Consider the following 7670-nt stretch of genomic DNA (forward strand, 5'->3'; position numbering starts at 1 on the left):
GTTTAGAAATTTTAAACACAATGTTTACTTATAAAAACAAAATAACTAGGAGGTGAGACTATGGATATAGGTGAGAAAATAAAACGTATGAGAATTGAAAAACAGCTAACGCAAGAAGAATTAGCTAATAGATGTGAACTATCTAAAGGATTTATATCGCAATTAGAAAATAACTTAACATCACCATCCATTGCTACTCTTATAGATATACTTGAAATATTAGGAACTAATTTAAGGGAATTTTTCAATGAGATAGATGATGAGAGAATATGTTTTACAAAAGATGATATGTTTGAAACCGAAGATGAAGACTTAAAATATACTTTAAAATGGCTGGTACCTAATTCACAAAAAAATGAAATGGAACCAATAATAATAACTTTAGAATCTGGTGGACAATATAAAGAAGAAAAACCACATCAAGGTGAAGAGTTCGGATATGTTTTATCAGGTTCAATATATTTACATATAGGTGATAAGAAAAATAAAGTAAAAAAGGGTGAAAGTTTTTATTTTAAACCAAGAGCTAATCATTATATATCAAATGCGGGTAAAACAGTTGCTAAAGTAATTTGGGTAAGTACTCCGCCATCATTTTAAGAAAGAGGTGTAATAATTGGTAGAAAATATAATTGAATTAAAAAACTTATGTAAGTCTTATGATGAGTTAACTATACTAGATAACTTTTCACTAAATATAAAAAAGAATGAATTTCTAACATTGTTAGGGCCTAGTGGTTGTGGAAAGACTACTACTTTAAAAATAATAGCAGGATTTGAATATGCAGATGATGGTAAGGTGATTTTCGAAGGAAAGGATATAAATAATACTCCTCCTTATCAAAGACCAGTAAATACAGTATTCCAAAAATATGCTTTATTCCCTCATATGAATATATATGAAAATATAGCCTTTGGATTAAGAATAAAAAAGTTACCAAAGGAAGAGATAGATAGAAAAGTAAAGGAGATGCTAAAGTTAGTTGCTTTAGAAGGATATGAAAATAGAAAAGTAGACTCCTTAAGTGGAGGTCAACAACAAAGAATAGCTATAGCAAGAGCATTAGTTAATGAACCAAAGGTATTATTACTAGATGAACCTTTAGGTGCTTTAGACTTAAAGTTAAGACAAGAAATGCAAATTGAGTTAAAAAGAATGCAACAAAAGCTTGGAATAACTTTTATATTTGTAACTCATGACCAAGAAGAAGCGCTTAGTATGTCTGATACAATAGTAGTAATGAATAAAGGTAAAATACAACAAATGGGTACACCAGAGGATATATACAATGAACCTAAAAACTCTTTTGTAGCTAGATTTATAGGAGAAAGTAATATATTTGATGGTATTATGTTAGATGATTTTAAAGTTGAATTTTGTGGTAAAGTATTTGATTGTGTAGATAAGGGATTTGAAAAAAATGAAAATATAGAGGTTGTTATAAGACCTGAAGATATAAAAATGGTAGAACCAAATGAAGGGATGCTAAAAGGTATAGTTACATCTACAGTATTTAAAGGTGTACATTATGAAATTTTAGTTAAAGAAAATGATAGAGTGTGGATGCTTCACAATACTAAGAGTGCAGAAGTTGGCTCAGAGTTAGGTATAGATATATATCCTGAAGATATTCACATAATGAGAAAAGAAGAGAACTAAAATGAAGAAAAAATCTTTTTTAGCTTATCCATATATAATATGGAGTGCCATATTTATAGTAATCCCTTTAATACTAGTAGTACTTTTTAGTTTTACGCAAAAAATTGATGGAAAACAAGTATTTTCTATAGCAAATTATAGAGATTTAATGGATCCAATTTATTTCAAAGTATTTTTAAGATCTATAATTTTAGCAGGAGGCTCAACATTAATTTGTTTGATTGTTGGATACCCTGTAGCATATTTAATATCTAAAGTTAATGTTAGTAAAAGAGGAACATTAATATTATTATTTATTTTGCCAATGTGGATGAACTTTTTACTTAGAACATATGCATGGGTTGCAATATTAGGTAAGAATGGATTATTAAATACATTTTTAGGTTGGTTTGGAATACCTCATACAAGTATTTTATATACTAATACAGCTATATTACTTGGTATGGTTTATAACTTCCTACCATTTATGGTCCTTCCTATATTTAACTCATTATCTAAAATGGATAATGACTTAATTAATGCAGCACGTGATTTAGGAGCAAATAGCTTCCAAGTATTTACTAAAGTTATATTCCCTTTAAGCTTACCGGGAGTTGTATCTGGAATAACTATGGTATTTATGCCGGCAGTTACTACATTTGCCATATCTAGATTATTAGGTGGTGGTAAGTTTATGTTAATAGGAGACTTAATAGAACAACAATTTACAGTAGTTGGAGATTGGAACTTTGGGTCTGCGGTATCAATATTTATGATGATAATAATACTTATATCTATGGCTGTAATGTCTAGATTTGAGGATGAATCTGATAAGGAAGGCGGTGGGTTATTATTTTAAAGTTAAAGAAATATATATCTAATATCTACTTATTTTTAGTATTTTTATTCTTATATGCACCAATATTTGCTTTAGTTGTATTTTCTTTTAATGACTCTAAATCAATGGCTCACTGGGGCGGATTTACATTCAAGTGGTATAAAAGTCTTTTACACAATGAAAGTATAATGAGTGCACTGTATTATACACTTTTAGTTGCTATATTATCTTCAGTTATAGCTACTATAATAGGTACTATAAGTGCAATTGGAATAAATAAAATGAAAACAAAACCAAGAAAGTTATTACTTAATATTAACTATCTTCCAGTATTAAATCCGGATATAGTTACAGCAGTAGCATTAATGAGTTTATTTGCTTTTGTTAATATAGAGTTTGGTTTCACAACAATGCTTTTATCTCACATAATGTTTAGTATACCTTATGTTATATTATCTGTTTTACCAAAGGTAAGAACTTTACCTCAGAATATAGAAGAAGCAGCAATGGATTTAGGTGCTACACCTATGTATGCACTTAGAAAAGTTATACTTCCCCAAATAAAACCAGGGATAATATCAGGTTTTTTAATGGCATTTACTATGTCTATTGATGATTTTATAATAAGTTTCTTCAATACAGGAAATGGAGTTAGTAATCTTTCAATAGAAATTTATGGTATGGCTAGAAGAGGTATAAAGCCAGAGATAAATGCATTATCTACTATAATGTTTGCAGTAGTACTTGGATTACTTTTATTATCTAATAGAAAACAATCTATAGTAAGGAGTGGGAAGTAATGAAAATATATAAAAAAATAATATCACTTTTGACTATAGGTGTACTTTCTGCAACTATGATGGTTGGGTGTGGAAAAGGTACTGATTCTACAACGGTTCTTAACGTATATAATGTTGGGGACTATATAGATGAATCATTAATAAGCAAGTTTGAAGAAGAAACAGGAATAAAAGTTCTTTATGAAACTTATGATACTAATGAGACTATGTATCAAAAAGTAAAAAGTGGAAGTACAAATTATGACTTAGTATTTCCATCTGACTATATGGTAGAAAAAATGATTAATGAAGGTCTTGTACAAAAAATTGACTTTGAGAATATACCTAATATGAAATATATAGATAAGAGTTTTTTAAATCCTATATATGATGAAACTAATGAATATAGTGTTCCATATATGTGGGGTACGTTTGGTATTCTATATAATAAAAAAATGGTTAAAGAGCCTGTTGATAGCTGGGATATATTATGGAATCCTAAATATAAAGGAAATATAATGATGTTTGACTCAGTTAGAGATACTATGGGAATAGCTTTAAAAAAATTAGGATATAGTATGAATACTACAGATCTTAAAGAAATTAATGAAGCTAAAGATGTTTTAATGAAGCAAAAGGATTTAGTATTAGCTTATGTAAATGATGAAGGTAAAGATAGATTACTAGGAGAGGAAGTTGCTATGGGTATAATATACTCAGGTGATGCAGTAACTCTTATGGATGAAAATCCTAATCTAGACTATGCAATACCTAAAGAAGGTAGTAATAAATGGGTAGATGCGATGTGTATACCAAAAACTGCTCAGAATAAAAAAGAAGCAGAACTATTTATAAACTTTTTACTAGATCCAGAAAATGCAAAGATTAATGCTGAATATATAGGATACTCTATACCTAATGAAGGCGCATTAAAATTATTAGATAAAGAAATAACTGAAAACCCAGTGGCTTATCCATCACAAGAAGTATTGAATAAATGTGAAACTTTCATAGATTTAGGTGATAAAATAAAATTATATGATAGAGCATGGATAGAATTAAAATCTGAATAATATAATATAAAAAAATAGCTATGTTTAAACATAGCTATTTTTTTATATTATACTTTAATATTACTATACTATTCTTACAATTAAGATCTAATAGTATAATGATATTAAAGTAATTATTAAGAGGAGATATTATGGGGAAGAAAAAAATAAAACATTTAGGAAAGAAAAGGCGAAAAAATAAAAGTATAGGTGGATTTATTAAAAAGACGATTATATTATTGGGAACATTTATAAGTTTGATAACTTTTATTTATTTAGATAAGCATATAAAAGAATTGTATAAAGGAGTTAATATTGAAGAATCGGCAATAGAATTTTATATAGATATGGCAGATGAAATAGGAAATAAAGAAGTACAGCTAAGTTGGCAAGAGTTAATGGCTATAGATATGGTTAGATATGAAGAAGATTTAACTAATATAAAAAAGAAAGATGTTATAGATATAGGAAAGAAATTTATTAAGAGTGAAGTAAATGAACAAGGGAATAAAATTAAAAAAGTTAGAAGTTTTGATAAAGTTATAGGTGAAGTAGGGTTTGATGATAAGCAAAAAAAGCTAGCTAAAAAATACCTGGAAGAATTAAAGGGAAGTTATTTAGCCAAAGACACATTGAAAAATCAGGATAAAAAAATTAAATTTATAAAAAAAGTATCTGAATTATCTTATGAAAATTATGAAAAGTATAAAATATTACCATCAATAACAGTAGGACAAGCAATATTAGAATCTAGATGGGGAGAGTCAGATTTAAGTAAAAATAGTAATAATATATTTGGGGTTAAGGCAGATGCAAGATGGAATGGAAAAGTAGTAGAAGTAAATACTTCAGAAAATTATGATGATAAAATAGTAGCTAAATTTAGAAAGTATGACTCAATAAAAGATTCTATAAATGATCACGGAAAGTTCTTGACTGAAAATAAGAGATATGAAGAAAGTGGTTTATTTAAAGCAACACATTATACGACTCAAGCTCAGGCATTAGAAGATGCAGGGTATGCAACAAAGAAAAATGAAGATGGAGAGCTTATATATGCGGATATATTAATAGATTTAATAAAAAAATACAATCTACAATTACTAGATAGAGAAGTACAAGAGATTAATTAATAATATGGTTGAATGAAATATAAAACATGTTTGTAGCATAATAAAAAGATTATATTAGTATATGTACTGTTAGTGATTGACTTATAAGACTTAATATAAAAAATGATACTATGTGATGATTATTAAATGGATAGATACATTGTAAATTTAACTGGCAATGCCTTAGGGCTTATTCATAGTTAAGGGAAATAGAAGTTACTATAAATAGTTTTGAAGATAAAGTTATAATTAGTATAAAAGACAATTTTATTAGCGTAGATGAAAAATACAAGAGTTTATATTTGATATATTTAATCAAGTTATAGATTTAAGTAATGGAGTTAAAAAGAAAAATGATTTTATAATAATATTACTTTCGATATCTTAATCAAAATAAAGGTTTACTAAAAAAGATTATCTTATAGAGTAAGTTTAATTTCTAAAGATAATCTTTTTTAGTAAGTAAAATAGAAATAGCTGAAAGTTACAATAATAATGGAATGATACATAAGTACACAAGTAGGTTATTTTTATTGAATAAGACTAAATTAAATTTATAAATAATATATATAATAAAAGAATTATAAAAAAATATAAAAAAAGTATTGACTATATAAATTTAAGATGGTATAGTAATACTTGTCCTTAAGAAAAGGGCAAAACAAAAAGTAGCAACGAAATAGTTGCTTAAAAAGAACTTTGAAAATTAAACAGTAGGTTAATTTATAGAATTGAAACTAACAAACCAAGCCAGATATTCAGATAATGATAGTCTGAGCAGGTAATCAAATTTATTTGAGCAACGGATGTATCTGAAGCGGTAGCGAAGATATATCGTTGGCGATATAAATTCGAAGAATTTATTTTGAGAGTTTGATCCTGGCTCAGGATGAACGCTGGCGGCGTGCCTAACACATGCAAGTCGAGCGATCTTCTTCGGAAGAGAGCGGCGGACGGGTGAGTAACGCGTGGGTAACCTGCCCTGTACACACGGATAACATACCGAAAGGTATGCTAATACGAGATAATATGCTTTTATCGCATGGTAGAAGTATCAAAGCTCCGGCGGTACAGGATGGACCCGCGTCTGATTAGCTAGTTGGTAAGGTAACGGCTTACCAAGGCGACGATCAGTAGCCGACCTGAGAGGGTGATCGGCCACATTGGAACTGAGACACGGTCCAAACTCCTACGGGAGGCAGCAGTGGGGAATATTGCACAATGGGCGAAAGCCTGATGCAGCAACGCCGCGTGAGCGATGAAGGCCTTCGGGTCGTAAAGCTCTGTCCTCAAGGAAGATAATGACGGTACTTGAGGAGGAAGCCCCGGCTAACTACGTGCCAGCAGCCGCGGTAATACGTAGGGGGCTAGCGTTATCCGGAATTACTGGGCGTAAAGGGTGCGTAGGTGGTTTCTTAAGTCAGAGGTGAAAGGCTACGGCTCAACCGTAGTAAGCCTTTGAAACTGGGAAACTTGAGTGCAGGAGAGGAGAGTGGAATTCCTAGTGTAGCGGTGAAATGCGTAGATATTAGGAGGAACACCAGTTGCGAAGGCGGCTCTCTGGACTGTAACTGACACTGAGGCACGAAAGCGTGGGGAGCAAACAGGATTAGATACCCTGGTAGTCCACGCCGTAAACGATGAGTACTAGCTGTCGGAGGTTACCCCCTTCGGTGGCGCAGCTAACGCATTAAGTACTCCGCCTGGGAAGTACGCTCGCAAGAGTGAAACTCAAAGGAATTGACGGGGACCCGCACAAGTAGCGGAGCATGTGGTTTAATTCGAAGCAACGCGAAGAACCTTACCTAAGCTTGACATCCTTTTGACCGATGCCTAATCGCATCTTTCCCTTCGGGGACAGAAGTGACAGGTGGTGCATGGTTGTCGTCAGCTCGTGTCGTGAGATGTTGGGTTAAGTCCCGCAACGAGCGCAACCCTTGCCTTTAGTTGCCAGCATTAAGTTGGGCACTCTAGAGGGACTGCCAGGGATAACCTGGAGGAAGGTGGGNTGTGCCAGCAGCCGCGGTAATACGTAGGGGGCTAGCGTTATCCGGAATTACTGGGCGTAAAGGGTGCGTAGGTGGTTTCTTAAGTCAGAGGTGAAAGGCTACGGCTCAACCGTGGTAAGCCTTTGAAACTGGGAAACTTGAGTGCAGGAGAGGAGAGTGGAATTCCTAGTGTAGCGGTGAAATGCGTAGATATTAGGAGGAACACCAGTTGCGAAGGCGGCTCTCTGGACTGTAACTGACA

The 7670-nt window shown here is 31.8% G+C and carries 6 protein-coding genes and 1 rRNA gene; all 7 read left to right on the plus strand.

Features of this window, described 5'->3' with window-relative positions:
• Positions 1-60: 60 nt before the first annotated feature.
• Positions 61-600: a helix-turn-helix domain-containing protein gene (locus BN7997_RS02625; RefSeq protein WP_071119328.1), complete on the plus strand. Its 540-nt coding sequence runs from the start codon at positions 61-63 to the stop codon at positions 598-600.
• Positions 601-616: 16 nt separating this feature from the next.
• A complete protein-coding gene (gene potA, locus BN7997_RS02630) occupies positions 617-1660 on the plus strand; it encodes a spermidine/putrescine ABC transporter ATP-binding protein (RefSeq protein WP_071119329.1) in 1044 nt (347 codons plus the stop codon).
• Position 1661: 1 nt separating this feature from the next.
• On the plus strand, positions 1662-2498 hold the full coding sequence (locus tag BN7997_RS02635; RefSeq protein ID WP_071119330.1) for an ABC transporter permease: 837 nt from the start codon (positions 1662-1664) through the stop codon (positions 2496-2498).
• Between the two features lie 104 nt (positions 2499-2602).
• Positions 2603-3277, plus strand: a complete 675-nt coding sequence (locus BN7997_RS02640) for an ABC transporter permease (protein WP_143023150.1) — start codon at positions 2603-2605, stop codon at positions 3275-3277.
• A complete protein-coding gene (locus BN7997_RS02645; RefSeq protein WP_071119332.1) occupies positions 3277-4329 on the plus strand; it encodes an ABC transporter substrate-binding protein in 1053 nt (350 codons plus the stop codon). Before BN7997_RS02640 ends, BN7997_RS02645 begins: the two co-directional genes overlap by 1 nt.
• Before the next feature lie 131 nt (positions 4330-4460).
• The gene (locus BN7997_RS02650; protein ID WP_071119333.1) at positions 4461-5441 is read left to right on the plus strand and encodes a glycoside hydrolase family 73 protein; all 981 of its coding nucleotides are present in this window, start codon (positions 4461-4463) and stop codon (positions 5439-5441) included.
• A gap of 840 nt (positions 5442-6281) precedes the next feature.
• Positions 6282-7670: ribosomal RNA gene (locus tag BN7997_RS02655) — 16S ribosomal RNA — on the plus strand; the annotation flags it as partial.

The organism is Romboutsia timonensis (assembly GCF_900106845.1).
GTDB classification, from domain to species: Bacteria; Bacillota; Clostridia; order Peptostreptococcales; family Peptostreptococcaceae; genus Romboutsia; species Romboutsia timonensis.

Excerpts from the sequence above, each read along its gene's own strand:
- BN7997_RS02625 (WP_071119328.1), top strand. The coding sequence starts at position 61 with ATGGATATAGGTGAGAAAATAAAACGTATGAGAATTGAAAAACAGCTA.
- BN7997_RS02635 (WP_071119330.1), top strand. The coding sequence starts at position 1,662 with ATGAAGAAAAAATCTTTTTTAGCTTATCCATATATAATATGGAGTGCC.
- BN7997_RS02640 (WP_143023150.1), top strand. The coding sequence starts at position 2,603 with ATGGCTCACTGGGGCGGATTTACATTCAAGTGGTATAAAAGTCTTTTA.
- BN7997_RS02645 (WP_071119332.1), top strand. The coding sequence starts at position 3,277 with ATGAAAATATATAAAAAAATAATATCACTTTTGACTATAGGTGTACTT.
- BN7997_RS02650 (WP_071119333.1), top strand. The coding sequence starts at position 4,461 with ATGGGGAAGAAAAAAATAAAACATTTAGGAAAGAAAAGGCGAAAAAAT.